Annotated in this window: 18 protein-coding genes; 2 read left to right on the forward strand and 16 right to left on the reverse strand. The window is 66.3% G+C overall.

Going from position 1 to position 25,386, the window contains the following annotated elements; genetic code table 11:
• Nucleotides 1–48: 48 nt before the first annotated feature.
• The 8 genes from GM1_RS11630 to GM1_RS11665 form a co-directional block, all read right to left on the reverse strand.
• Nucleotides 49–1,011, reverse strand: coding sequence for a DUF5336 domain-containing protein (locus GM1_RS11630; protein WP_008379056.1), 963 nt, complete (start codon nt 1,009–1,011; stop codon nt 49–51).
• A gap of 112 nt (nt 1,012–1,123) precedes the next feature.
• Complete coding sequence (locus GM1_RS11635) at nt 1,124–3,043, reverse strand: acetoacetate--CoA ligase (RefSeq protein ID WP_373278342.1); 1,920 nt, start codon at nt 3,041–3,043, stop codon at nt 1,124–1,126.
• Nucleotides 3,044–3,054: 11 nt separating this feature from the next.
• On the reverse strand, nt 3,055–4,701 hold the full coding sequence (locus tag GM1_RS11640; RefSeq protein ID WP_008379059.1) for an AMP-binding protein: 1,647 nt from the start codon (nt 4,699–4,701) through the stop codon (nt 3,055–3,057).
• Nucleotides 4,702–4,721: 20 nt separating this feature from the next.
• Complete coding sequence (locus GM1_RS11645; RefSeq protein ID WP_008379061.1) at nt 4,722–5,555, reverse strand: HpcH/HpaI aldolase/citrate lyase family protein; 834 nt, start codon at nt 5,553–5,555, stop codon at nt 4,722–4,724.
• Nucleotides 5,556–5,561: 6 nt separating this feature from the next.
• A complete protein-coding gene (locus tag GM1_RS11650; RefSeq protein WP_008379062.1) occupies nt 5,562–6,050 on the reverse strand; it encodes a MaoC family dehydratase in 489 nt (162 codons plus the stop codon).
• On the reverse strand, nt 6,047–7,195 hold the full coding sequence (locus tag GM1_RS11655) for an acyl-CoA dehydrogenase family protein (protein ID WP_008379065.1): 1,149 nt from the start codon (nt 7,193–7,195) through the stop codon (nt 6,047–6,049). Before GM1_RS11655 ends, GM1_RS11650 begins: the two co-directional genes overlap by 4 nt.
• 298 nt (nt 7,196–7,493) lie before the next feature.
• A complete protein-coding gene (locus tag GM1_RS11660; protein ID WP_008379066.1) occupies nt 7,494–9,578 on the reverse strand; it encodes an acetyl/propionyl/methylcrotonyl-CoA carboxylase subunit alpha in 2,085 nt (694 codons plus the stop codon).
• Nucleotides 9,579–9,601: 23 nt separating this feature from the next.
• Nucleotides 9,602–11,179: a carboxyl transferase domain-containing protein gene (locus GM1_RS11665; RefSeq protein WP_008379068.1), complete on the reverse strand. Its 1,578-nt coding sequence runs from the start codon at nt 11,177–11,179 to the stop codon at nt 9,602–9,604.
• Nucleotides 11,180–11,408: 229 nt separating this feature from the next.
• On the opposite strand from GM1_RS11665, the gene GM1_RS11670 reads away from it, so the two are divergent.
• Nucleotides 11,409–14,954: an indolepyruvate ferredoxin oxidoreductase family protein gene (locus GM1_RS11670; protein ID WP_008379069.1), complete on the forward strand. Its 3,546-nt coding sequence runs from the start codon at nt 11,409–11,411 to the stop codon at nt 14,952–14,954.
• A 386-nt stretch (nt 14,955–15,340) separates the two neighbouring features.
• Here GM1_RS11670 and GM1_RS11675 read toward each other — a convergent pair whose 3' ends face one another.
• The 7 genes from GM1_RS11675 to sucC all read right to left on the reverse strand — a co-directional run bounded on the left by GM1_RS11675 (nt 15,341) and on the right by sucC (nt 21,532).
• On the reverse strand, nt 15,341–16,828 hold the full coding sequence (locus GM1_RS11675) for a glycoside hydrolase family 5 protein (protein ID WP_008379071.1): 1,488 nt from the start codon (nt 16,826–16,828) through the stop codon (nt 15,341–15,343).
• Between the two features lie 85 nt (nt 16,829–16,913).
• Nucleotides 16,914–17,546 (reverse strand): TetR/AcrR family transcriptional regulator, encoded by a 633-nt coding sequence (locus tag GM1_RS11680; protein WP_008379072.1) that lies wholly within the window; start codon nt 17,544–17,546, stop codon nt 16,914–16,916.
• 3 nt (nt 17,547–17,549) lie between these two features.
• Nucleotides 17,550–18,269, reverse strand: a complete 720-nt coding sequence (locus tag GM1_RS11685; RefSeq protein WP_008379074.1) for a DUF5336 domain-containing protein — start codon at nt 18,267–18,269, stop codon at nt 17,550–17,552.
• Between the two features lie 109 nt (nt 18,270–18,378).
• Complete coding sequence (locus GM1_RS11690) at nt 18,379–18,828, reverse strand: RDD family protein (RefSeq protein ID WP_008379076.1); 450 nt, start codon at nt 18,826–18,828, stop codon at nt 18,379–18,381.
• The gene (locus GM1_RS11695; protein WP_008379078.1) at nt 18,821–19,372 is read right to left on the reverse strand and encodes a hypothetical protein; all 552 of its coding nucleotides are present in this window, start codon (nt 19,370–19,372) and stop codon (nt 18,821–18,823) included. The genes GM1_RS11690 and GM1_RS11695 overlap by 8 nt, the downstream gene beginning before the upstream one ends.
• Before the next feature lie 81 nt (nt 19,373–19,453).
• A complete protein-coding gene (gene sucD, locus GM1_RS11700) occupies nt 19,454–20,356 on the reverse strand; it encodes a succinate--CoA ligase subunit alpha (protein ID WP_008379080.1) in 903 nt (300 codons plus the stop codon).
• Nucleotides 20,357–20,368: 12 nt separating this feature from the next.
• A complete protein-coding gene (gene sucC / locus GM1_RS11705) occupies nt 20,369–21,532 on the reverse strand; it encodes an ADP-forming succinate--CoA ligase subunit beta (RefSeq protein ID WP_008379081.1) in 1,164 nt (387 codons plus the stop codon).
• 240 nt (nt 21,533–21,772) lie between these two features.
• On the opposite strand from sucC, the gene GM1_RS11710 reads away from it, so the two are divergent.
• On the forward strand, nt 21,773–22,711 hold the full coding sequence (locus GM1_RS11710) for a M23 family metallopeptidase (protein WP_008379083.1): 939 nt from the start codon (nt 21,773–21,775) through the stop codon (nt 22,709–22,711).
• Between the two features lie 156 nt (nt 22,712–22,867).
• Here GM1_RS11710 and GM1_RS11715 read toward each other — a convergent pair whose 3' ends face one another.
• Entirely contained in the window at nt 22,868–25,378 is a 2,511-nt protein-coding gene (locus tag GM1_RS11715; protein WP_008379084.1) for a UvrD-helicase domain-containing protein, read from the reverse strand.
• Nucleotides 25,379–25,386 lie beyond the last annotated feature (8 nt).

The following is a 25,386-nucleotide window of genomic DNA, read 5'->3' on the forward strand; positions in this document are numbered from 1 at the left end:
GCCAGGGAGTTCGGCGTTGGACTCACGCGGTCGCGGCGAACCTGAGTGTTACTGCTGCTCGGACTGCGGGGTGGCCGCGCCCGGATCGGTGTTCGGCTTGACGAACGCGGTGGTGGCGTTCACGTCGCCCGCGGGCTGACCGTACCCGGCAGCGGGCTGCTGGTTAGTCGAGATCGCCTGGGTCGCGGGGGTGTAGCCCTGCGCCTCGGGCTGCTGGGTTGCGGGAGCCTGGCCCTGAGCCTGCTGACCGTACCCGTAGCCGTATCCCGCTGCGGGCTGCTGCGCCTGCTGGGCCGCTGCCTGCTGCTGTGCGGCGTACGGATCTGCGGTCTGGGGTGCAGCGGCGTACTGGTCGGCGGCGGGTGCCGCGTAGCCGACCGAACCCGCGGTCGCTGCAGCGTCGGCGGGAGCCAACTTGATCTGGCCGCCCTCGATCAGCAGCCACACGACTGCGGCGATCGCCGCCAGAATCGACGTGATGAGCAGGATGATCGCTCCGGTGCCGTTCTCGCCTTCCGTCGTGGCGAAGACGAGCACCGTCACAACTGCCGCGGCCACAGTCGATGCGAACACCGTGCCTATCGCCCACTTCTCGGCACCGAGGACAAACGTCGACAGCGCGATCAGGCCCGCGACCACAACTGCAAGATACGGCGCGGTGTAGAACGACTCAAACAGCTTCATGCCGATGTCGGAGTACGCCTCGGCGAACCCGCAGAACAGCGTGATGACGCCGAGCGCGCCGATGACGGCGGCGACGATCGCCGGCGTGTTAGCGGGGAGTCCCTGGCTCGGGGCCGGAGCCTGCGGAGCACCGTAGCCGTACTGTGCCTGCTGGCCGTAGGGGTCCTGCGCCTGCTGACCGTACTGTGCCTGAGCCTGTTGACCGTACTGCGCGGCCTGGCCGTACTGTCCCTGCGCGGGGTCGTAACCCTGCTGGCCGTACTGCTGGTTCTGGGCCCCCTGCGGATCCTGGCCGTAGCCGTAACCGCCGGACTGCGGGTAGGTCATCGTGTCGCTCCCTCACGTCGAACTCACATCATCGGCCGTTCCGACGAACGCAGTCCACGCTAATACACGTCGCCTGAGAGGGTCCGACATGCGTGTCTGGCGCGTTCTGATCTCAGCCTCGGTGAGTACGCCCCTGCTCGGCGTACCAGTCGATGAGCGAGTAGTCGTCCACCGACTTCGGGTCGATGCTCACCTCGGTCCGGCCGGCGAGGATCGCCGTCACCGGGACTTCCAGTTTCTTGCCCGTCCGGGTATGCGGGATCCCCGGTGCGACGATCACCTCATCCGGCACGTGGCGGGCCGAGAGTCGCGTCTTGACCTGGGACGCGATCTGTGCGGTCAACTCGTCGGTCAGCTCCGCGCCCGGCACCAGGGTGACGAACAGCGGCATCCAATATTCGCCGCCGGGGCCGTCGACGCCGAGCACAAACGCCTCGGCGATCTCACTGATGCCTTCGACGACCTCGTAGATGTCAGCCGAACCCATGCGGATGCCGTTGCGGTTGAGGGTCGCATCGCTTCGTCCGTGAATGATGAGCGAGCCTCGGTCGGTGACGGTCACCCAGTCCCCGTGACGCCAGACGGTCGGGACGTCAACCGCGTCCCACTCATGCGCGAAGTACGCCTTTCGGTACCTCTCACCGTCCGGGTCGTCCCAGAAGTGGACCGGCATCGACGGCATCGGTGCGGAGATCACCATCTCCCCGACTTCGCCGATGAGCGGCTTCGCCTGCGGCGACCAGCTCTCCAGGGCCACCCCGAGATATCGGACGGACAGTTCGCCTGCGACCACCGGGACGCCCGTCGAACCACCCGCGAACGCCGACACCACATCCGTTCCGCCGCTGATGGAGGAGATCGGCAATCCGGCTGCGACGTTGTCGTCCACCCAGGTGAACAGGTCTGCTGCGAGCGTCGATCCGGTGCTTCCGAGCGCTTCCAGTGCCGATAGATCATGGTCGGCACCCGGCCGAAGTCCTGCCTTCCGCGACGCCTGCAACTGGCCCGGGCTGGTTCCGAAGTAGGTGACCTTCTCATCGGCGACGATCCGCCACAGAGTGTCGGCGTCGGGATACAGCGGCGATCCGCTGTAGGTGACGATCCGCGCACCGACGAGGAGTCCGGCGGCCTGGAAGTTCCACATCATCCAACTGAGCGCCGTCTGCCAGAAGAACACCGAGCCGGGACGCAGATCGCTGTGCAGTCCGGCGGCCTTGAGGTGCTCGAGCACCACACCGCCGTGACCGTGGACGATGCCCTTGGGCTTGCCGGTGGTTCCGGAGGAGAACAGAACCCACAGCGGATGATCGAACGGGACTTTGACTGGTTCGACAGGGCGCGTGCGGTCCGCGGTCGCCTCGTCCCAGGACACCGCGCCGTCCACGGACTCACCGACCACGATGTGCGTCGACACGCCGAGGAGCACGGCGAGTTCCTCGGAATCAGCCCGCTTGTCGACGTCCTTACCGTTGTAGCGGTAACCCGATGACGAGAAGAGCACCTTCGGGGCGAGTTGAGCCATACGCCCGGCGGCGCCTTCTGGTGCGTAGTCCTGACCGCATCCCGACCACAGTGCACCGAGCGACGCGGTGGCGAGGAACGCGATCACCGTCTCCGGAACGTCCGGCAGGTAGGCGGCGACGACGTCCCCTCGCCCGACCCCCGCCTCCGCCAACGTGCGTGCCACTGCTCCGACAAGTCCGGGGAGTTCCGCCCAGGAGATCTCCGTGCGCGTCCCGTCCTCGGTGATCCCGACGATCGCGGCGCCCTCGAGCCCCGAGTTTGCCAGCACCGCGTCGACGTAGTTCAGTTCGACGCCGGGGAACCATCGTGCGCCCGGCATGTCGCGATCCGCGAGCACGGCGTCGTCGCCGTCCTCGAGAGGCGCCGCGGCGATCGTGTCCAGGGCGAAGTGATCCCACACCGCTCGCCAGAAGCCCGGAAGGTCGGCGACCGACTGCTCCCACAGGGCGCCGTACTCGGTCAGATCACGGCCCACACTGTCGCCGTAATTCTCTGCAAAACGGCTGATCTGAGACTCGGTCACTTGACGAGCCCGAGGAACTCGATCGACTTCTCGCGCATCTCGACCTTCCGGACCTTGCCTGTCACGGTCATCGGGAACTCCTCCACCACGTGGACATACCGCGGGATCTTGTGGCGCGAGATGTGACCGGTCGCGAACTCACGTACAGCGTCGGCGTCCAACGGTGCGGCGCCATCGCGCACGCGGACCCACGCCATCAGTTCTTCGCCGTACTTCTCGTCCGGCACGCCGATGACCTGCGCGTCGACGATGTCGGGGTGCGTGTAGAGGAACTCCTCGATCTCACGCGGGTAGATGTTCTCGCCGCCGCGGATCACCATGTCTTTGATCCGGCCCGTGATGCGGGCGTAGCCGTCGTCGCCCATCACGCCCAAGTCGCCTGTGCGCATCCAGCCGTCGGCGTCGATCGCGTCCGCGGTCTTCTCCGGCTCGTTCCAGTAGCCCTGCATCACCGAGTAGCCACGCGTGCAGAACTCGCCGGTCTCACCACGCGGAAGCACTTCGCGCGTCACCGGGTCGACGATCTTGATCTCCAGGTGCGGTCCGACCCGGCCGACGGTGCCGACGCGCAAGTCGAGCTCGTCGTCGGTACGGGTCTGAGTGGAGACCGGGCTGGTCTCGGTCATTCCGTAGCAAATCGACACTTCGGCCATGTTCATCTCGTCGATCACCCGACGCATCACCGCCTCCGGGCACGGCGAACCCGCCATGATGCCCGTCCTCAACGTCGACAGGTCGTACGACGCGCCTGTGTCAAGCAACGCGAGTTCGGCGATGAACATCGTCGGCACACCGTACAGGCTCGTGCAGCCGTACTTCTCGACCGCCGCGAGCGCAGTCGCCGGGTCGAACGCCGGGCCCGGGATCACCATCGCCGACCCGTGCGAGATCGCGGCGAGATTGCCCATCACCATGCCGAAGCAGTGGTAGAACGGCACCGGCAGGCAGATGCGGTCGGCTTCGGTGTAGTTCACCAGCTCGCCGACGAGGAACCCGTTGTTTCCGATATTGGTGTGCGACAGGGTGACGCCCTTCGGCGAGCCCGTGGTCCCCGACGTGTACTGGATGTTGATGGCGTCGTCGGCGTCGAGTCGAGAGGCGATCTCGTCGACGGCGGCGAGCTCGTCGGCCGTCGGCTCGGACAACAGCGTCGCGAACCCGTCCGACTCGAACAACACGACCTGACGGAGCTCCGAAAGCTGATCCCTGACGTCGTCGAGCATCACCGCGTACTCGGAGTCGCGGAACCGCTCAGCCGCGAGCACCACGGTCGTTCCCGACTGCCCGAGGACGTACGCCAGTTCGTGACGACGGTACGACGGATTGATCACCACGAGCACCGCACCGATCTCAGCGGCGGCGAACTGGGTGAGGACCCATTCGAACCTGTTCGGCGACCACAACGCCACCCGATCACCCGGGTTCACACCCAGCCGCAACAGCCCGGCGGCGAGGGCCCGGACGTCGCGCCGGAACTCACGGTAGGTCCACTGCCTGTCGACGCTCGCGTCGATGAGCGCGACAGAGTCCGGGAACCTCTCCGCGGTGGCGGCCAGCGTCGCGCCGATCGTCTGAGTCAGCAGTGCAGGCTCGGACTCGCCGCGGGCATAGGAGTCGGTGTCGGTGTACATCTGGTCAGCCATGAGTTCCTCCGGGTTGTGAATTACCGCGTGACGCCCGCGCGGGACAGGACGGCGCGAGCCTGCGCCAAGACGGGACCGTCGATCATCTGGCCGTCGAGCTGGAAGACGCCGCCGTCGTAGACGACTGCACCCTGAAGCACTCGCGTGGCCCATTCGACACGCTCAGGAGCGGGCGCGTACCCGTCCCTGATGTGGGCGGCCTGCGACGGGTGGATGCACGCGGTCGCGGTGAACCCGAGTGCGACTGCGTCCTGGACTTCGGCGACCAGTCCGTCGACGTCGGCGATGTCGATGTGGACGGCGTCGATCGCGGCCTTGCTGTAGGCGCCTGCGGCGAGCCGGACACGCGAACGAACGTGACGCGCCACATCGCGGTACTCGCCCGCGTACGGTTCACCGACGCCGAACCTGCTCGACGTGCCGCCGAGACCTGCAACGAGATCCTCCGCTCCCCACATCAGGCCGATGCAGTTCGGCGCCGCGACGATCTCCTCCACCCGGAGTGCACCCATCGGCGTCTCGATCAGGGCGATCGTCGGCAGGTGGGCGATCTGCGAGGGCTCTTCGACCTTGGCCTGCATCAGGACCCGATACGGCGTCGCCTGCACGGCGGCGAGGTCGAGTTCGTGGTCTTCGGTGCCCGCCGGGTTGATCCGGACGATCACCCGATCCGGGTGGACCGGATTCGCGACGAGCGCCTCCCTCGCGGCAGCCTTGTTGACGGGAGCGACGGCGTCCTCAAGGTCCAGGATCACCATGTCGGCGCGATCGAGCGCCTTCAGATAGCGCTCGGGTCGATCGGCCGGGCAGAACAGGAGTGCAGGTCCTGCGGGTGTCCACGATTCGACAGTCATGCGATTTCAGTTCTCCTTGGGTGCGAGTCGGACGAGCGTCGAGCGCGACGCTCTCGCCACTATGACACCGTCTTGGTTGCGGCCGATGTGCGTTATCTGGACGATTCCTTCACCGGGGCGCGACGACGACTCTCGTTTTCCGGTGCATTCGGTCTCCGCGTACAGCGTGTCGCCCGCGAAGAGCGGATGCGGGAACGCGATGTCGCTGAATCCGAGGTTCGCGACGAGCGTCCCCTGGGTCAGCTGCGAGACGGAGAGTCCGACGATCGTCGACAGCGTGAACATCGAGTTGATCAGCCGTTGTCCGCCGAATCCCGGCTGCTGCGCGGACCATGCGGCATCCAGGTGCAGTGCCTGAGTGTTCATCGTCAGCGTCGTGAACAGAACGTTGTCGGCTTCGGTGACTGTACGTCCGGGGCGGTGCTCGTACACTGTCCCGATCTCGAACTCCTCGAACCACAGTCCGCGCTGCGGGACGCGCTTGCCCTCGCTCATGCCGGGAGTCCCAGCGAACGGGCGATCAGCATCAACTGGACTTCGGTGGTGCCCTCGCCGATCTCGAGGATCTTCGAGTCGCGGTAGTGACGCGAGACGGGGTACTCGTTCATGAATCCGTACCCGCCGTGGATCTGCGTCGCCATGCGTGCGTTGTCCATCGCGGCCTCGCTGGAGATCATCTTCGCGATCGACGCCTCCTTCTTGAACGGCTTTCCGGCGAGCATGCGCGCTGCAGCGTCGTAGTAGGCCATGCGGGAGACGTGAGCACGCGCCTCCATGCGGGCGATCGCGAACGACACCGACTGGTACTCGGCGATCGCCTTCCCGAATGACTTCCGCTCACGCGCGTACTTGATGCACTCGTCGACGCAGCCCTGCGCGACGCCGGTCGCGAGGCCCGCGATGGCGATACGGCCCTCGTCGAGGATCGACAGGAAGTTCGCGTAGCCGCGGCCACGCTCGCCGAGGAGGTTCTCGCGCGGGACGTGGGCCTCGTCGAAGCTCAGCGGGTGTGTGTCCGATGCGTGCCAGCCGACCTTGTCGTACGCGGGCTCGGCGGTGAATCCGGGCGTCCCGGCGGGCACGATGATCGTTGAGATCTCCTTCCCGCCGCCAGCCTTCTCACCGGTCACGGCCGTGACGGTGACCAACGAAGTGATGTCCGTGCCGGAGTTGGTGATGAACTGCTTGCCGCCGTTGATCACCCATTCGTCACCCTCTTCACGGGCCGTCGTCGCAGTCGCGCCTGCATCCGAGCCGGCGCCCGGCTCAGTGAGGCCGAATCCGGCGAGAGCCTTGCCTGCCAGCAGATCGGGAAGGAATCGCTCCTTCTGCTCCTGCGTTCCGAAGCGGTAGATCGGCATCGCGCCGAGGCCGACCCCCGCTTCGAGGGTGATCGCCACCGACTGATCGACCTTGCCGAGTTCCTCAAGCGCGAGGGCCAGGGCGAAGTAGTCGCCGCCCATGCCACCGAACTCCTCTGAGAACGGCAGACCGAACAGGCCCATCTCACCCATCTTGGCGACGACCTCGTACGGGAAGGTCTTCTCGCGGTCGTGCTGCGCCGAGACCGGTGCGACGACACTCTGCGCGAAGTCGCGCACGCTGTCGACGAGGTCGGTGTACTCCTGGGTCAATTCCATGTCTGTTCCTTCATTTTGTGTTTTTCCGCTGCCGCCACAACTTGCTCATTCCCCGCGCACTCCCTCTGCTCCCTCGCCCCGCGCGACCCCCCTCTGCTCCGTCGCGTCGCGCGACCCCCTCTGCTCCGTCGCGTCGCGCGACCTCCTCTGCTCCTTGAGCGAGCGGAGCGAGTCGAAAGGTCTGCACCCGAACACCTTTCGACTCGCAAGCTCGCTCAAGGAGTAGGAAAAGCGCCTCCCGCTCGAGGAGAAGAAAGGGGCGCCTCCCCCTCAAGGAGCAGGTGGGTTCGCGCGTCCCTCAAGGAGCAGGCGGGGTCGCCACGTGAGCCATGACCTGGGCTGAGGCGACCTTGTCACCGACTCGAACGGAGATGCTCGCAACGCCGTCGACCGGCGCGCGGAGCGTGTGTTCCATCTTCATCGCTTCGACCACCACAAGCGGATCGCCCGCGACGACGTCTGCACCGTCGACTCCGGGAACTGCGACGACGGTTCCGGGCATCGGACTTGTCACGTCTCCCGCGGCGTCCGCTGCGTCTCCGTCGGACAGTGCACGCAGTGGGTGGACGAGCCATGTCCCGTCGTCGCCGGCCACCCAGTGGTCACGGACGGTGAAGCGCTTCCGGACGCCGTCGCAGGTGAGCGTGATCGCCGATCCTCCCAACGGCGTCATCACCGCATGCGCACTCCACGGGTCGCCGCCGTCGGACTGCACGGTCACCTGGGCTTCCACCTCTCGCCCCTTCGAACCGCTGCGCTGGAGGAGCGACGACACTGTGTACGTCTCGCCGTCGACCGACAGACGAGACACATACGGCGACGGCGCTCCGACCCGGAAGCCGAGAGCACTGGACCACAGGTCGTCCGGGTCGCCGAGGTCGAGGACTCCGAGCGACGCGGCGACAAGCGCCTCGGGCGGCGGAGTCGGAGCCTGATAGTCCACGACGATCCGGTCGAGCAGTTCGGTGTCCAGGTCGCCCGCCCGAACTGCGTCATGCGCGAGCACGTGACGGCAGAAATCGATGTTGGTGACGACACCGGTGAGGCGGGTCTGAGCGAGCGCCTCGTCGAGACGTTCGACGGCTTCGGCGCGGTCTGCGCCGTGGACGATCACCTTGGCGAGCATCGGGTCGTAGTCGCTGCCGACGACGGAACCGGCGACGACACCGGAGTCGATTCGCACGGCGCCGGGAACGAAGTGAGCAGGCCGTGTCTGTGCCGACCGCGGCCACGCGAGGTCGCCGATCTCGCCGCCTGTCGGGAGGAAGCCTTGCGCCGGGTCTTCGGCGTACACACGGGCTTCCATGGCGTGGCCGGTCATGGTGACGTCGTCCTGTGTGAACGACAACGCCTCGCCACGCGCGATGCGGACCTGTTGTTCCACCAGGTCGAGTCCGGTGACGAGTTCGGTCACCGGGTGCTCCACCTGCAGACGAGTGTTCATCTCCATGAAGTAGAAGTTCTCGGGGTCCCGAGCCGACACGATGAACTCGACCGTGCCCGCGCCGGTGTACCCGACGCTGCGCGCCGCATCGCATGCGGCCTGGCCGATGCGAGCGCGAGTGGCCTCGTCGAGGAGCGCCGACGGAGCCTCCTCGATCACCTTCTGGTGCCGCCTCTGCAGGGAGCACTCGCGTTCCCCGAGGTGGACGACGTTGCCGTGGGTGTCGGCGAGGACCTGCACCTCGATGTGGCGCGGGGTGAGGACGAAGTGTTCGAGGAACAACGAGTCGTCGCCGAACGCCGCCCCCGCTTCTCGTCGTGCCGTGATCAGTGCCGCGGGCAGATCGTCGATGTTCTCCACACGATGCATGCCCTTGCCGCCGCCACCGGCGCTCGGCTTGATCAGCACCGGGAAGCCGATCCCCGGCGCGGCCTCGATCAGTTCCGCATCGGTCAGTCCCGGCCGAGACAGTCCGGGGACCACCGGGACGTTCCTCTCGGTGACGGCCGCACGGGCGGTGATCTTGTCGCCCATCGTGGCGATCGACCGGGCAGGCGGCCCGATGAAGACGATGCCCGCATCGTTCAATGCGGCCGCGAACGCCTGATTCTCGGAGAGGAAGCCGTACCCGGGGTGGACTGCGTCGGCGCCTGTCGCCTGCGCTGCGGCGACGACCTTGGTGATGTCGAGGTAGCTCTGCGACGCGGCGGCCGGACCGAGACGCACCGCTTCACCCGCCGCGGCGACGTGGGGTGCGTCGACGTCGGCATCGGAGTAGACGGCGACCGACTCGACGCCCATCTGGTCGAGGGTGTTGATCACCCGGACCGCGATCTCACCGCGGTTCGCGACGAGGACTTTGCGGATGCGCTTCGGACCGACTCCGCCTCTCGACTGCGCTCGAGAACCACTCGATGCGCTGGGGGAACTGGTGCTCACTGGGGACTCCTGGTTCATGGTGATCACATCCGGAAGACGCCGTAGCGCGGTTCGGGGAGCGGGGAGTAACGGCATGCCTCGAGGGCGAGGCCCAGAACGGTGCGGGTGTCGGCAGGGTCGATGATCCCGTCGTCCCACAGTCGGGCGGTGGAGTAGTACGCATCGGACTGCTCGGCGAACTGTGCGCGGATCGGCTCCTTGAAAGCCTCTTCGTCGGCGTCCGACCAGGTTCCGCCCGCACGCTCCACACCCTTGCGGCGGACTGTGGCGAGAGTGTCGGCGGCCTGCGGCCCGCCCATCACCGAGATGCGAGCGTTCGGCCACATCCAGAGGAAGCGCGGCGAGTAGGCGCGGCCGCACATCGAGTAGTTGCCCGCACCGAACGAGCCACCGATCATGACGGTCAGTTTCGGGACACTGGCACACGCGACGGCGTTGACCATCTTGGCGCCGTTCTTCGCGATGCCGCCCTCCTCGTACTCGCGGCCGACCATGAACCCGGTGATGTTCTGCAGGAAGATCAACGGGATGCGCCGCTGATCGCAGAGTTCGATGAAGTGAGCGCCCTTGAGCGCAGACTCGCTGAACAGGACGCCGTTGTTGGCGACGAAGCCGACCGGATGTCCGTGCAGGGTGGCGAATGCGGTGACCAGCGACGTCCCGTAGTCCGCCTTGAACTCCGTGTACTCACCGCCGTCGGACAGGATCTCGATCACCTGTCGGACGTCGTACGGGATCTTCGGGTCGGTCGGGACCACGTCGTACAGGTCGGTCTGCGCGCGCGGCGGCGCCACGGTGCGCGATGTCTCCCATTGAGCGGCCGCGCGCGGGCCGAATGTCGCGACGATCTCGCGGACCTTCTCCAACGCCTGCTCGTCGTTGTCGACGAGGTGATCAGTGACGCCGGAGATCGATGAGTGCATGGTACCGCCGCCCAGGTCTTCGGCAGTGACGTCTTCGCCTGTCGCGGCCTTCACCAGCGGCGGGCCGGCCAGGAAGATGGTGCCCTGATTGCGGACGATGACGTTCTCGTCGCTCATCGCGGGGACGTACGCACCGCCTGCGGTGGACGAACCGAGGACCGCTGAGATCTGCGGGATCCCGGCAGCGCTCATGTTCGCCTGGTTGAAGAAGATCCGACCGAAGTGCTCGCGGTCCGGGAACACGTCGTCCTGGTTGAGGAGCATCGCGCCACCCGAGTCGACGAGGTAGATGCAGGGCAGCCTGTTCGCTGCGGCGATCTCCTGCGCGCGCAGATGCTTCTTGACGGTCACCGGGTAGTAAGTGCCGCCGGACACCGTCGCGTCGTTGGCGACGATCATGCACTCCCGGCCGTGGATGCGGCCGATGCCTGCGACGACGCCCGCGCTGGGCGCCTTCCCGTCGTACATCCCGTACGCGGCGAGCGGCGCGACTTCGAGGAACGGTGAACCGGGGTCGACGAGTCCGTCGATCCGGTCGCGAGCGAGCAGTTTGCCGCGCTCGACGTGACGGTCCCGAGCTTTCTGGCCGCCTCCGGCCGCAGCTGCGAGCAGTCGTTCGCGGAGCTCGTCCACGTTGGACCGATGAGCGTCCCGCGGGGCGAGAAACTGGTCGACCATCGCCGCACCTTTCAGTTATTCGACATTAACCGAATTGACCATACGTGACCCGACGCACATCCGCCAGACACGAAATAGATTGTTCCATCACTGGTGACGCAGCTCACTGAAACAGTTAGGGTGGGGGCAAGCCACACACCCTCGTGGCGTCATCAACAACGCTCTCGACCGCACGCCTATCACCCTTGGCCTGCGTGTTGAGCCGAATACAGCAAGGCCAGGTGAACCCATGACCGTCGCCGACGACCGCGCCCACGCGGAGTCCACCCCTGCGAGCAGCCCCTCGCATTTCTCGCTCGATGACCGCTACACACGCGCGTCCGGAAGCATCTATCTGACCGGCATCCAGGCCCTCGTCCGCACCGTGCGCGACCGCGCGGTGCTCGACCGCCGCAACGGCCTACAGACCGCGTCGTTCATCTCCGGCTACGAGGGCTCGCCGCTCGCCGGCTACGACCTCGAGATCGCCCGACGCCGCAAGCATCTGGAGAAGTGGGACATCGTCCATCGTCCCGGTCTCAACGAGGAGATCGGCGCGACGTCGGTGATGGGCTCGCAGGTCGCGGCGCGGGTCGGCCATCTCGCCGCCGACAAGTCCGGCGTGCAGCGCGACGGTGTCGTCGGGTACTGGTACGGCAAGGCGCCCGGCCTGGATCGCGCGACCGACGCGCTGCGTCACGCGAACATCATCGGCACCCACTCTGCGGGCGGCGCCGTCGCACTCGTCGGCGACGACCCCGGCGCCAAGAGTTCAACGGTCCCCTGCTCGTCGGAGATGGCCCTCGCCGACCTGTACATGCCGATCCTGTACCCGGCCGACAGCGCCGACATCCTGGACTTCGGCATCCACGCAGCCTTGATGAGCCGCGTCTCCGGATTGTGGACGTCGATGAAGATCTCGGCGCACGTCGCCGACGGCTCGTCGACTGCAGAGATCGACCTCGACCGCTTCGAGGTGGACTACGGCGGCCTCGGCACCAGTCCGCACATCCCGTCCGGCAGGCTCCTCGGTCCCACGCTGATGGAGCTCGAGCAGAACCAGCTCACCACCCGCATCCCGCGCGCCGTCGAGTATGCGCGCCTCAACGGCCTCAACAACATCGTCCAGTCGACGGGCGACGACCGCATCGGCATCGTCGCCGCAGGTAAGACGTACCTCGACCTCCGCGAGGCGCTGCGTCTCATCGGCATCTCCGACGACGACCTCGGCCGCCTCGGCATCCGCATCCTCAAGCTCGGCATGGTCTACCCGATCGAGCGGGGGATTCTCGACCGTTTCATCGCCGGGCTCGACGAAGTGATCGTCATCGAGGAGAAGCGCGACTTCATCGAGACGATGATGCGCGACATCCTCTTCCGCCGTCCGGACGCCCCCGCGATCGTCGGCAAGACTCACGAAGACGGTTCCACGCTGTTCTCGCGTTTCGGTGAGCTCGACGTCGACTCCGTCTCGCGAGGCCTGGCGGCCCGCCTCGGCAAGTACCACCACATCGAACCCGCCCAGCGGTGGATGGACGAACGCAATGCCACACGCGAGCGCATCATGCTGCCGCTGGCCGTCCGCACCCCCTACTTCTGCTCGGGCTGCCCGCACAACAGCTCGACGAAGGTCGCCGACGACACTCTTGTCGGCGCCGGCATCGGCTGCCACGCGATGGTGCTCCTGATGGAGCCGGAGCAGGTCGGCGACATCGCCGGCGTCACCCAGATGGGCGGCGAGGGCAGCCAATGGCTCGGCATGGCGCCGTTCGTCACGGAGAACCACTTCGTGCAGAACATCGGCGACGGCACGTTCATGCACTCTGGTTCACTCGCCGTCCGCTCCTCGGTGGCGTCCGGCGAGAACATCACCTACAAGCTGTTGTTCAACGGCACTGTCGCGATGACCGGCGGTCAGGACCCGGTGGGTCAGATGACACTTCCCCAGATCCTCGCACTGCTGCAGGCCGAGCGGGTCGCGAAGATCGTCGTCACGTCGGACGATCCGTCACGCACCAAGGCGTTGGGCCTGCCGAAGGGCGTCGACGTCCGCCACCGAGACGACATGCTCGACGTCCAGAAGGAGCTCGCCGAAGTCTCCGGCGTCACCGTCCTCGTCCACGATCAGCATTGCGCCGCGGAAAAGCGCCGCAAGCGCAAGCGCGACAAGGGGACCGACAAGAACAGCCAGTTCAAGACTCCGAAGCAGCGTGTGATGATCAACGAACGCATCTGCGAGGGCTGCGGCGACTGCGGCGCGAAGTCGAACTGCCTGTCTGTGCATCCCGTGTCGACCGAGTTCGGCCGCAAGACGCAGATCGATCAGAGCTCGTGCAACCTGGACTTCTCGTGCCTCGAAGGCGACTGCCCGGCATTCGTCAGCATCGTGCCGGGCACGGCGCGCAACCGCGAGAAGGTCGCCTCCATCGCCGGTTCGCTCATCCCGGAACCCACGTTGGTTCCGACCATGAACGGAAACTTCACTATTCGAATCACCGGCATCGGCGGCACCGGTGTCGTGACCGTGTCCCAGGTGCTCGCCACCGCAGCCGTCATCGACGGTCACAGCGCACGAACCGTCGACATGACGGGACTCGCCCAGAAGGGCGGTGCCGTCGTCAGTGACATCAAGGTGTCCGCGTCGCCGGTGGAACAGGCGGCGAAGGTCGCGTCCGGCGACTGCGATGTGTACCTCGCCTGTGACCAGCTCGTGGGCGCCGATCCGGTGAACCTGAAAGTCGCGTCGTCGAAGAAGACTGTCGCCGTCGTGTCCACCGCGAAAGTGCCCACCGGATCGATGGTCATCGACACGTCGGTCGCGTTCCCGGAGGCTCTTGCGGTCCGCACCGCCATCGACGATCACGTCGCGCGCTCGGTGTACCTCAACGCGGGTGAACTGTCCGATGACCTGTTCGACGACGAGCAGTACGCGAACATGCTCATGGTGGGCGCGGCGTACCAGACCGGCGCACTTCTCATCTCGGCCGATGCGATCGAGCGGGCCATCGAACTCAACGGCGTCGCCGTCGAGGTGAACATCCAGGCGTTCCGCCGCGGTCGCCAGGCCGTCGTCGCACCCGACGCCGTGGTGGCCGCGGCCGAATCGGTCCGCGTCCAGGTCCCGACGTACGCACCGAGCGCGGTCGCGACGAAGGCTGCATCCACCCTCGCCGGCGCAGGCGAGGACCTCACGGCGATCGTCGAGCGACGCTATGACGAGCTGGTCGCCTACCAGAGCGCGAAGTACGCCGACTCCTGGCTGGCGGACGTTCAGCGTGTCCATCGCGGCGGTTACGGCGACGACTTCACGTCTGCCGTCGCCCGGAACCTGTACAAGCTCATGGCCTACAAGGACGAGTACGAGGTGGCGCGTCTCGCCGACGACGCCGCGTTCGCTGCGGAGATCTCCAACACGTGGGGTGACGACGCGAAGGTGTCGTTGCGCCTGCACCCGCCGATGCTGCGTGAGATGGGCATGAAGAAGAAGCTGTCGCTCGGCCAGTGGGCCGATCCGGCGATGCGGAGTCTCGCGTCGATGAAGCGTCTTCGCGGAACCAAACTCGATCCGTTCGGCCACGGCGAGGTCCGTCGCACCGAACGCGAGCTGATCGTCGAGTACCGCCGTGCCGTCGACGTCGTCGTCGCTGCTCTCGGAACGTACCCGGCGCCCGAGCGGATCGCCGCCGCCACCGCCATCGCAGACCTGCCGGACATGGTCCGCGGCTACGAGGGAGTCAAGATGGGCAACGTCGCCCGCTACCGCGCGGAGATGGCCCGCCAGCTTCGCGCGCTGTAGCCACTGTTCGCGGCCGTCGGCGACGAACGCGGCGTTCGCAGACACAGATCGACGCCTCGCCGACAAACGCGGCCTCCGTGAAGGCCGCGTTTGTCGGTGAGGGTCGCGGCAACGATTCCCCCTTCAGCATGCCGAACGTTGATGCGAAACCGGGTGGCGGCCTTGTCAGAGGTCGAGTCGTCCCACCGGGCTACCGCTCCCTGTGGGAGCGTTTGTCAAAGACGCTAGGACAGCCAGGCGGCGATTCGGTTTCGCGTCGACGTTCGGCCGGCTGCCGCCGCGACCTTCACTGACAAACGCGGCCTTCACAGAGGCCGCGTTTGTCGTTGAAGCGTCGATCTACGTCGAGGAAGGCAGCGTCTGTCGCTGAAGGTCGCGACGCGGCCTCAGAACGACGCGGAGTACCGCCCGGCCGAGCGGGCGATGAACTGCCATCCTCCATCGACCTGGATGAGCTCGACGTCGGACAGTCCGGTGGTCTTCGCGGTGGGGCGTGCGCTTCCCGGGATCCACGCCTCCACCCGGCCGGTTCCAACGCCTGCGAACCCGCGCTTGTCGGTGCGGGTGAGTCGTCCTGGAACGGCGCGAGGGAAAGCCTGGCCGAGGACCGCTGCGACAGAACGATCGAGTCCGGTCATGACGCCCGACGGGCAGGCGACGATGTTCAGGTGATGCTGGTCGTTGAGGGTGTCGTCGCCCTTCACCGCATGCGGGTCGCCGCACGCCTGCGCCCACGACCACCAGGCGCCGCCGATCCGGTGGGCATCGGCGGAGCGCATGAAGCGAGCGACGTCGGAGGCACGACGGCTGGGATCACTCCACCAGCCCCACTCCCCGGTCCACAGCGGCGCGTTGTAGACGGCGGCCGCGTTCTTCGCGATCTGGAAGCCCTGTTCGACGGACGGGATGTCGTTGCTGACGTTGATCGACCCGCTGTACAGGTGTGGAGAGAAGACGACGCGCGGGTCCGTCAGGTACTTGGCCGGCGGGAGCACGTCGGTTCCGAATGCCGACCAGAGCGCACTGGGTTCGACGATGGCGAGGTGCTCGAATCCACCTCGCTCGGCGACGCGGATGGCCCGGATCGCACGCTGGTAGAACCGGCCGATCTGGTCCGCTGCGCCGATCGGTTCGCGCAGACCCGGGTTCGGTTCGTTCAACAGGTCGTAGCCCGCGACCGCCGGCTCGTTCTTGAACTCGCCTGCCAGTCGTGCCCAGGTCGCGACGAGGCGACCCTGGATTCCGTTGCGGTCGTCGTAGAAGTTCTGGAATGCTCGCGCCACACCCGGCGCGGCTTCTCGCTGGCCTGCGATGGTGCACGTGGTCCAGCCGTCGGTGATCGTCGCCCAGCCGGGTGCACCGTCCCAGCCGATGCCGGGTTGGAGCGGGCCGGGGCACTCGGCGCCGCGCGGCGTTCCGATCGTCGGGCCCCAGGCGTCCTGGTGCATGTCGAGCACCGTGTAGATCCCATGGGCCTTCGCCTGATCGACGGCCTGCCGAATGCGATCGACGTAGGCCCTGTTGAAAGCGCCGCGGGTCGGCTCGAGTTGCGACCAGGAGACGTTGAGTCGGACGACGTTGAATCCGAGGGCGGCCATGTCGGCGTAGTCGACGTCGGACTCCGGTACGACGGTTGCCAGCGGCTGCCCGTTCTGGGCGTACTCGACGAGATGGTTCGCGTTCACCCCGCGCAGGATCACGGTGCGGCCGGTGACATCGGTGATGTCTCGATGCGCAACGGTCAGCCTGGGCGTCGTCCAGCCGCCCGACTGCGGCTCGGCCGCCGCCGGCACCACGAGCACGGTGACGAGCGCTGCGATCGATGTCGCCGTCGCCGCAATGCTGCGAACCCAGGAGCGCGTTGAGGTGACCATCACATGAACGTATCCCGAAGTTGATCGATCGAACAGGAACGAGTGTGTCGCTGGCACAAAACGCAACCCGGACCAGGTGATCGTCTCAGTCCGGCGGGTCCGCGTACAGCGCGGCGAGCGCCATGCCGGCCAGGAGCGGACCGAGTTGATCCGTCGGATACGCGGGGAGGCGGGGCGAGGAGTTCAGCAGGCCGAATCCTGCGTGAACACGCACACGCGCCTGCTCACGGCTCAACGACTCTCCGGAAGCCGCTAGCAGGACGTCGACCCATCTCTCGACATACCGTCGCTGCAACGATCGGACGCGGCGATTCGTGTCGGGAGTCATCGACGACATGTCGCGCCCCTGCACGACGATCAAGTCCGGCTTGGTGACGAGCATGTCGATGTGGAAGTCGACGAGCCGCCGCAGGACGTCGCCCGGCTCTCCGCCCGCCTCGACCACGCCCTCGCCTCCCGCGTGCAGTCGCTCGCTGATGTCGAGGAGCATCTGGTCGAGAAGATCGGTCTTGGACGAGAAATGCCGGTACATGGCGGGCCCGCTGACACCGACCTCCGCGCCGATGTCTTCCAAGCGCACACCGGAGAAGCCCCGCGAAGCCATCTGCCGAGCCGCCGCGGCAATCAGTTCCGCCCGTCGGGCGGCCTTGGCCTGGGAACGCTTTGTTCCCGGCACCGCAGCAGCGGCACCGGGAACGGGATGCTCAGCGTCCGCCATGTATCAGTTCTGCGGCGGGTTCTTAGCCTCTGCGAGACCATCGATGATGACCGCGGCCACCAGCAGCGCCGCCTGCACGAAGCCCAGGATGAGTGCGACGATCGCGCCTGCACCCAGTCCGATGAACGGCGGAATACCCATCGAGGCCGCGAAGATGCCCAGCCAGCCCGCAACGGATCCGAACGCGAGATACGGCAGGAACTTGCGCCACTTGGGAGCGATCAGCGAGAACGTCGCGACGGCGACGGCCCCCAGCAGGATGAAGAACCAGCCGACGCTGAGCAGGAGGGTCGGCGAGAAGAACGCCGGGATGTCCACCGAGCCGTTGAGGTCTGCCGCCCAGTTCTCCGCGTCGCGTTCGACGCTCTCGTCGATCGTGAGCCATGCCAGGAAGCCCATGAAGAAGGTGATGACGCCTGCGACCGCAGAGCCGAGCGCAAGCTTGTAGGGCAGCGGCAGCAGTGCCAGGAACGACGGCCGAGCCGGCACCGGCGGGCCGAACGAGGGCTGGCCGTACTGTCCGGGCATGGGCTGGCCGTACTGTCCCGGCACCTGCTGCCCGGGCGCGGGCTGACCGGGGAACGGCTGGCTCTGCGGTGCAGGCTGCGCGCCCCACTGCTGTCCCTGCTGCTCGATGTTCGTCGTGGCGTCGAATCCGCCCGTCGGAACGTTGGGATTGCTGGGGACGTTGCCCGGCTGACCCGGGTACGGCGGCTGCGTCATGGGAGTATTGAACCACTCGATTGGCACGTATTCACCGGCAAGACCCCCTCGGCTCGTCGATTTCGTTCGAACGACATACACCGCGGCCGTGTCAAGGACGGAACGACGGTCAGTCGGCGAAGACCACTCGCGTGCGGAGCACGATGTCCTGCAACGACTTCCGCTTCGGGGACAGCACAACCCACGCGAGCCCGAAAGGGAACACCACGCAGAAGGCCGCACGCGGAAGGATCCGCACCACCGGGACGTCGTCGCCTGCCGCGTTCGCCAGGCGGAGTCCGAGGAACGCGTAACCCACAGTGCGGCCGGTGACGGCCCAGCAGACGAACAGGTACAGCACCGCGGTGACGAAGAACCCGCTCGCCGTGAAGATCCACATCACTTCGGGAAACCGGAACTCGCGGAAGTCGACGGCGAACAGGATGATCGCCATCGACAAGTACCCGATGCCCATCAACCCGATCACAACGCCGAAGTCGATGCCGGCCGCGATCGACCGGGACACGATGCCCGCATCGCGGATCGTCGTCTCCTCCGAGGGAGCGGCTGCCTCACTCATTGCCCTGCTTCCGTCCGAGCATGCGGTTGACGATGCCCTCGACGACGTCGTCGGCGCGTTCGCTGCCGGTCCGGACGTCGGAGATCATCTCGGTGGTGACGGTGGTGCTCGCGCCGCGTACCACCGACGACATGTCGACGCCGTCGAGCAGCGCGTTGACGTCGACGCGGTCGAGGACTGCGTCGAGGTCGAGGTCGGCCAGGAGCGCGTTCAGGTCGATCCGCTCCAGCAGTTTCGGCAGGTCCACCTGGTCGAGGACTGCGTTGATGTCCAGGCGAGCGATCAGGCGATTGAGGTCGACGGTGTCGAGGACCGCGTTGATGTCGAGTTTCTCGAGGAGAGCGTTCAGGTCGACGCTCTCGACGATCGGGTTCACGTCGAGCGTTCCGACGATCCGGTTGAGGTCGATCGCGTCCATCAGCATCTGCGTCGCATCGATCTCCTCGGTGAGGAACGTCAACGCCTCCGACAGCACGAACCGGACGGTGCTGCCCGGAACAGAGACGGCCTTGCCGACCGTTTCGGACACTAACTTCGAGATCATCGGTAAATCATGTCAGATGCACAGAACCCCGGTGCGGCACTCTCGTGCCGGACCGGGGTTCTGTGATGAGTCCCTGAGGGATCAGAGCGCCTCGAAGAGTTCGCGGGCGAGGCGAGCGGTCTCGCTCGGGGTCTTGCCGACCTTGACGCCTGCGGCCTCGAGGGCCTCCTTCTTGGCCTGCGCGGTGCCGGAGCTGCCCGACACGATGGCGCCTGCGTGGCCCATCGTCTTGCCTTCCGGCGCGGTGAAGCCCGCGACGTAGCCGACGACCGGCTTGGTGACGTTGGCCTTGATGTAGTCGGCCGCACGCTCTTCGGCGTCGCCGCCGATCTCACCGATCATGACGATCAGCTTGGTCTCCGGATCGTTCTCGAAGGCCTCGATCGCGTCGATGTGGGTGGTGCCGATGACCGGGTCGCCGCCGATACCGATGGCGGTCGAGAAGCCGAGGTCACGGAGCTCGTACATCATCTGGTAGGTGAGGGTGCCCGACTTCGAGACGAGGCCGATCGGGCCCTTGCCCGTGATGTTGTTCGGCGTGATGCCGACCAGTGCCTCTCCCGGCGTGATGATGCCGGGGCAGTTCGGGCCGATGATGCGGGTCTTCTCGCCCTTCTCGACGTTGTACGCCCAGGCGTACGCCGAGTCCTGCACGGGGATGCCCTCGGTGATGACCACGAGCAGCGGGATCTCCGCGTCGATGGCCTCGATGATGGCGTCCTTCGAGAAGGCCGGGGGCACGAAGGCGATCGAGGTGTCGGCCCCGGTCTTCTCCATGGCCTCGGCGACCGAACCGAAGACCGGAAGCTCGACGGTGTTGCCGTCAGCGTCGACGTGCGACACGGTGGTGCCAGCCTTGCGCGCGTTGACGCCGCCGACGACGTTGGTGCCCGCCTTGAGCATCAGTGCGGTGTGCTTGGTGCCTTCGCCGCCGGTGATGCCCTGGACGATGACCTTGTTGTTCTTGTTCAGGTAGATCGACATGTTCGCAGGCTCCTACTTGCTCGCCAGTTCGGCGGCCTTGTCGGCGCCTTCGTCCATGGTCTCCGCCAGGGTCACCAGCGGGTGGTTGGCCTCGGCAAGGATCTTGCGACCCTCCTCGACCTTGTTGCCGTCCAGGCGGACGACCAGCGGCTTGCTCGCGCTGTCGCCCAGCTTGGCGAGTGCGCCGACGATGCCGTTGGCGACGGCGTCACACGCGGTGATGCCGCCGAAGACGTTCACGAAGACGCTCTTGACCTGCTCGTCGCCGAGGATCACGTCGAGACCTGCGGCCATGACGTCGGCCGATGCGCCGCCGCCGATGTCCAGGAAGTTGGCCGGCTTCACGCCGCCGTGGTTCTCGCCCGCGTAGGCGACGACGTCGAGGGTTGACATGACCAGACCCGCGCCGTTGCCGATGATGCCGACCTGGCCGTCGAGCTTGACGTAGTTGAGGTCGTTCTCCTTGGCCTTGAGCTCAAGGGGATCGGTGGCGTCGACGTCGGCGAACTCGGCGTGGCCGGGCTGACGGAAGTCGGCGTTCTCGTCCAGGGTCACCTTGCCGTCGAGGGCGAGGATCTGGTCGTCGGGGGTGCGGACCAGCGGGTTGACCTCCACGAGCACGGTGTCTTCGGCGACGAAGACCTCCCAGAGCTTCTGGATGGTCACGGCTGCGGCGTCGAGGACCTCTGCGGGCAGGTGGCCCGCTTCGGCGATCTCGCGCGCGAACGCCAGGTCGACACCCTTGACGGCGTCGACTGCGATGCGAGCGAGACGCTCGGGCTTGGTCGCTGCGACTTCTTCGATCTCCATGCCGCCTTCAACCGAGCACATGGCCAGGTAGGTGCGGTTGGACCGATCGAGCAGGAACGAGATGTAGTACTCCTCAGCGATGTCGCTGGCTTCAGCGACGAGGAGCTTCTTGACGACATGACCTTTGATGTCGAGGCCCAAGATGTTTTCGGCGTGTGTCTGTGCGTCATCAGGGGTAGCGGCGTACTTGACGCCTCCCGCCTTGCCACGGCCGCCGACCTTGACCTGCGCCTTGATCATGACGGGCTTGCCGATTTCCTCGGCGATCGCCCGCGCATCGGCGGCAGTATCGGTCACCCGACCGGGTGTGGTGGGTACCCCATGCTTGGCGAACAGTTCCTTCGCCTGGTATTCGAAGAGATCCATTCAGCTCACCATCTGAAGTAAGTTTTGCCCGCCTCGGTGTAACGCGGGCCATATCGGACTCTAATCCTGTCATGCCCCCACAGCCCAAGCAGCCCCAAGCTTGTGCCCCATCTCACTGACTTCTGGCCGAAGGTGGACTTAGGGCGGACACTTGGTTACCGTCGTGGAGGTTGATAACGAGATGGTTACATTCCACAGGACGCGATACGAGGTGACGAGCACTTGACGACACGGGACGTTATGAACCCCGAGGCGGACGCCTCCGCCGTTGTCGACGCTCCGGTCACGCGCGACATCCCGGTCCCCTCTCGTGCCCTCCGTCTTGGACTCCGCGCCGACGACGCCGTGATCGCGAACGTCCGTACCACCGAGATCCCGGTGACCGACGACGATGACGTCCCGACGCCCGTCACAGAGTCCGCTCTGGCCAAGGCCCGCGCCGGATCGAAGCCGAACGGTCGCCATCGCCTGCGACCTCCGTCGTCGGCACTCAAGGCCCGTACCGCGCTCGTGGCGATCGCCGCAGGCGCAGGCGCCGTGGCCATCGTCGGTTCCGGCGTGGACCAGGCGACGCATGCGGCTTCGGCGCCCGAGCCCGCGGACGCGTCACCGGAACTCGCCCGTTCGGCCGACGATCTCGGCCCCGGCATCACTGAGTCGGATGCGGCGCCGGACTTCAGCGACTTCTCGGACCAGCTGACGCAGGGCAAGAAGATCGCGGCCGCGAAGGCCGCGGCAGACGACGCCGCTCGTCGCCCGATGTTCGTCAGCCCGATCTCCGACAAGTACTCACTGACGTCGGCGTTTGCACCTCGCTGGGGCGCGTTCCACGGTGGACTGGACATGGCGGCGCCGCTCGGCACTCCGATCCACGCCGTCACCGATGGTGTTGTCGTCAACGCCGGCCCGGCGTCCGGCTACGGCAACTGGGTCCAGGTCAAGGGCGCAGACGGAACCATCACCATGTACGGCCACATGTCGTCAAGCGGCGTGAAGGTGACCAAGGGCGAGAAGGTCACCGCAGGCGACGTGATCGCCCTCGTCGGCAACGAAGGCTTCTCCACCGGACCCCACCTCCACTTCGAGGTCTGGATCCCCAAAGGCGGCGGCTACTTCAAGATCGACCCCGCGCCCTGGCTTGCGAAGCACGGCATCCGGCTCGTCGCTCTGACTGGATAGCAACCGGCCGTCGGCCGCACTACCGATCCTTCGCATTGACGGAGCGCTCCCTGCCCCGTGAGCGACCGTTCCCTGCTCCTTGAGCGAGCTTGCGAGTCGAAAGGCTGCGGCGCCGAGCATGAAGCCGTGGCCGCTCTCAAGGGCTGTGAAGTCGAGCTAGAGCTTCTCCCCCGGCAGACCGCCCGCGGTCATGAGGGTGACGCGACCGACGTTGCCGCCGAAGTCGAAGGTGATGCGCTCGGTGATGCCGTTCCCCTCCTTCGCCACGGCCTTCCCCATCCCGAACTTCGGGTGGTTCATGCGGTCGCCGATCTCGTAGTTGACCTGCTTGTTCCGGCCCTTCGTCGGATCGGAGGAGTACGACGACCGACCACGACCGAACGACTCACCGCCGCCGAAACCGCTCGACGAACCGCGTCCTGAGTCGTAGCCGAACCCTCCCGACCGGGAACCGAACTCCCGGGGAGCACGACGCGGCTCGGTGCGTCGCCAGTCGATGAGGTGCTGCGGGATCTCCTGCAGGAACCTCGACTCAGGGTTCGACACCGGCTGACCCCACGACGCCCGGGACATGGCACGCGTCAAATACAGACGCTGACGGGCACGGGTGATGCCCACGTATGCGAGACGTCGCTCCTCGCTGAGCTCGTTCGGATCGCCGAGCGCTCGCATGTGCGGGAAGTGCCCGTCCTCCCAGCCCGTGACGAACACGACCGGGAACTCGAGGCCTTTTGCGGTGTGCAGCGTCATCATCGTGACAACACCTTCGCCCTCGTCCGGAACCTGGTCGGCGTCGGCCACCAAGGACACCTTCTCCAAGAACGCCGCGAGTGAGCCCGGCTCCGGTTCGCCCTCTTCGACAGGACTCGGAGCGTCGAGCGGAACGTCGTCGTCCTCGTCGTCCTCTGCACGTTGAGCTGCTTCGAGGCTGAAGTCCCGGGCCACGGCTACGAGCTCGTTGACGTTGTCCAGTCGCGCCCCGTCCTGTGGGTCGTTGGACGCCTCGAGCTCTGCTCGATAGCCACTGCGCTCGACGATGGCGTCGACGAGTTCGCCGATGTCGGAGCCTTCGGTCGTCGCGTCCGCGACCGCCTCGTCCGCTTCCCCGCCGACTGCGCCGAACGACATCAGGAAGTCGGTGCGCAGGCCCTCGATCAGTTCCACGAACCCGGTGATCTGCTTGACCGCCCGAGTGTTCAGCAGCGCCACTCGCCCCTCGGTCGCGTCGATCAGCGCTTGATAGAAGCTCACACCGAGGTTCTCCGCGTGCACCGCCACGCACGCTTCCGCACGATCGCCGATTCCTCGGCGCGGGGTGTTGAGGATGCGGCGCAGACTCACTTGATCGTCGGGGTTGGCCACCACACGCAGGTAGGCGACGATGTCGCGGACTTCCTTGCGTTCGTAGAATTTCGTCCCTCCGACGACCTTGTACGGCATGCCGTGACGGACGAATACTTCCTCCAGCGCGCGCGAGCCGGTGTTGGTGCGGTAGAAGACGGCGATGTCGGAGTAGGTGTGGCTGGCCGAGCCGCCGATCGAGTAGTCGACGAGTTGCTCGATCTCTTTGGCGATGAACGCCGCCTCGTCACGGTCGGAGTCGGCGACGTAACCGACGATGAGTTCACCGTCTCCCGAGTCGGTCCACAGTCGCTTCTCACGACGACCTGTGTTCCGGGAGATGACCGCGTTGGCGGCCGACAGGATGGTTTGCGTGGAGCGGTAATTCTGTTCGAGAAGGATGGTCTCGGCGTTCGGGTAGTCGCGCTCGAACTCCTCGATGTTGCGGATCGTGGCGCCGCGGAACGCGTAGATCGACTGGTCCGCATCGCCCACCACACACAGTTCGGACGGTTCGACGCCGCCGGTCGCCGCCTCCGCGTCACCGACGAGTTCCCGGACGAGAACGTACTGCGCGTGGTTCGTGTCCTGGTACTCGTCGATCATGATGTGACGGAAACGCCTGCGGTAGTACTCGGCGACGTCGGGGTGGCGCTGCAGGAGCGACACCGTCTCGCCGATCAGGTCGTCGAAGTCGAAAGCGTTCGCCGTGGACAGCCTGGCCTGGTACTCGGCGTAGATCTGGGCGACGGTCTGCTCGGTCGGGTCGCCGTCGTCGCCGACGGCACGCGCAGCCGCCTCCTCCGGGTCGACGAGTTCGTTCTTGTGATTCGAGATGAGCGTTCCGACTCCGCGGGGACTGAACTTCTTGGGGTCGAGGTTGAGGTCGCGGATCACCATGCCGAGCAGACGACGCGAGTCGTCTGCGTCGTAGATGGAGAAGTTTGAGTTCCGGTTGCCGAGCAGCGCCGACTGCGCGCGCAGGATCCGGACGCACGTCGAGTGGAACGTCGACACCCACATGTACGCGGCGCGGGGACCGACGAGGTCGATGACTCGCTCGCGCATCTCGGCGGCGGCCTTGTTGGTGAAGGTGATCGCGAGGATCTGCCCCGGTGTCACATCGCGTTCGGCCAGCAGAAATGCGATACGACGAGTCAGGACTGCGGTCTTGCCCGACCCGGCTCCGGCCACGATCAGCAGCGGCACACCCTGATGAACGACAGCGGCCCGCTGTTGCGGGTTGAGCCCGTCGAGCAGTTCCCGACCGCGGTCGGTGAGGTCCGCGTCGGAGTGGCTGGAGGCAGAAGTGACAGAGGTGTTCATCGCCTTGC

It is taken from the genome of Gordonia malaquae NBRC 108250, from assembly GCF_000344135.1.
GTDB lineage: Bacteria > Actinomycetota > Actinomycetes > Mycobacteriales > Mycobacteriaceae > Gordonia > Gordonia malaquae.

Excerpts from the sequence above, each read along its gene's own strand:
- GM1_RS11690 (WP_008379076.1), bottom strand. The coding sequence starts at position 18,828 with ATGAGTGAGGCAGCCGCTCCCTCGGAGGAGACGACGATCCGCGATGCG.
- GM1_RS11655 (WP_008379065.1), bottom strand. The coding sequence starts at position 7,195 with ATGGAATTGACCCAGGAGTACACCGACCTCGTCGACAGCGTGCGCGAC.
- GM1_RS11680 (WP_008379072.1), bottom strand. The coding sequence starts at position 17,546 with ATGGCGGACGCTGAGCATCCCGTTCCCGGTGCCGCTGCTGCGGTGCCG.
- GM1_RS11675 (WP_008379071.1), bottom strand. The coding sequence starts at position 16,828 with ATGGTCACCTCAACGCGCTCCTGGGTTCGCAGCATTGCGGCGACGGCG.
- GM1_RS11670 (WP_008379069.1), top strand. The coding sequence starts at position 11,409 with ATGACCGTCGCCGACGACCGCGCCCACGCGGAGTCCACCCCTGCGAGC.
- GM1_RS11710 (WP_008379083.1), top strand. The coding sequence starts at position 21,773 with ATGAACCCCGAGGCGGACGCCTCCGCCGTTGTCGACGCTCCGGTCACG.
- GM1_RS11645 (WP_008379061.1), bottom strand. The coding sequence starts at position 5,555 with ATGACTGTCGAATCGTGGACACCCGCAGGACCTGCACTCCTGTTCTGC.
- GM1_RS11695 (WP_008379078.1), bottom strand. The coding sequence starts at position 19,372 with ATGATCTCGAAGTTAGTGTCCGAAACGGTCGGCAAGGCCGTCTCTGTT.
- GM1_RS11665 (WP_008379068.1), bottom strand. The coding sequence starts at position 11,179 with ATGGTCGACCAGTTTCTCGCCCCGCGGGACGCTCATCGGTCCAACGTG.
- sucD (WP_008379080.1), bottom strand. The coding sequence starts at position 20,356 with ATGTCGATCTACCTGAACAAGAACAACAAGGTCATCGTCCAGGGCATC.
- sucC (WP_008379081.1), bottom strand. The coding sequence starts at position 21,532 with ATGGATCTCTTCGAATACCAGGCGAAGGAACTGTTCGCCAAGCATGGG.
- GM1_RS11685 (WP_008379074.1), bottom strand. The coding sequence starts at position 18,269 with ATGACGCAGCCGCCGTACCCGGGTCAGCCGGGCAACGTCCCCAGCAAT.
- GM1_RS11630 (WP_008379056.1), bottom strand. The coding sequence starts at position 1,011 with ATGACCTACCCGCAGTCCGGCGGTTACGGCTACGGCCAGGATCCGCAG.
- GM1_RS11650 (WP_008379062.1), bottom strand. The coding sequence starts at position 6,050 with ATGAGCGAGGGCAAGCGCGTCCCGCAGCGCGGACTGTGGTTCGAGGAG.
- GM1_RS11640 (WP_008379059.1), bottom strand. The coding sequence starts at position 4,701 with ATGGCTGACCAGATGTACACCGACACCGACTCCTATGCCCGCGGCGAG.
- GM1_RS11715 (WP_008379084.1), bottom strand. The coding sequence starts at position 25,378 with ATGAACACCTCTGTCACTTCTGCCTCCAGCCACTCCGACGCGGACCTC.